We start from the raw sequence: 593 nt of genomic DNA, 5'->3' as shown, positions 1-593 counted from the left end.
TAAAAGCGAGGGGTAAGCATGCATGCAAGAGGAAGTCTATAGCGATTTTCCTGCTTTATTGCGTGAAATAGCTGATGTTGCGGGCAGTGAGGCAGCATGGAATATGATGCGGGCTTTTGGTGGACGACAGGTTTATCTTCCTGGGCGTCTTGAGAATGCCGATTGGTTGATTGAAATTGTTGGGTTTGAGGAGGCGCAGCAATTGATCAAGCATTTTTGTTTTAATGGTTCGGGTGTGCGTCTTCTTATCCCTCTTGGCAGAGATGCTGAACGGCGACAAAAAATGGTGCAAGCGTTGCAAAAAGGCTGGTCTGTGGATGCAGCAGCAGCTGTTTCTGGTATGCATGTGCGTACAGCTTATCGCTTGAAGAAGAAGATTTCTTCAAAAGAGCCACAAGGTCTCTTATTTCCAGAGTTTTATGAGTATTGAGATGTTTGACTGACAGTGTCAGACTTATATTGGGTAGCAGAAATCCAATAAACTGAGAATGGATTTATTCATTCATTGGTTTGTTATGGTTTCGATAGACAGTTCTTTTCTTCATAAGCTCGCCCCTAAATTGGTTCATCATGCGCGCCAAGATTTTATTATC

At 43.2% G+C, this 593-nt stretch carries 1 protein-coding gene; it reads left to right on the top strand.

The genetic code is table 11. The annotated features are described in order from the left end of the window. The first annotated feature begins 22 nt into the window (after window positions 1-22). Window positions 23-430, top strand: coding sequence for a helix-turn-helix domain-containing protein (locus J7R10_RS08430; protein ID WP_010705305.1), 408 nt, complete (start codon window positions 23-25; stop codon window positions 428-430). Window positions 431-593 lie beyond the last annotated feature (163 nt).

The sequence above is a fragment of the Bartonella vinsonii subsp. berkhoffii ATCC 51672 genome, from assembly GCF_902825225.1.
In the GTDB taxonomy this organism is placed as follows: Bacteria; Pseudomonadota; Alphaproteobacteria; order Rhizobiales; family Rhizobiaceae; genus Bartonella; species Bartonella berkhoffii.
Note: the sequence above shows the minus strand (reverse complement) of the source record. Positions and strands in the feature narration are given on the sequence as shown.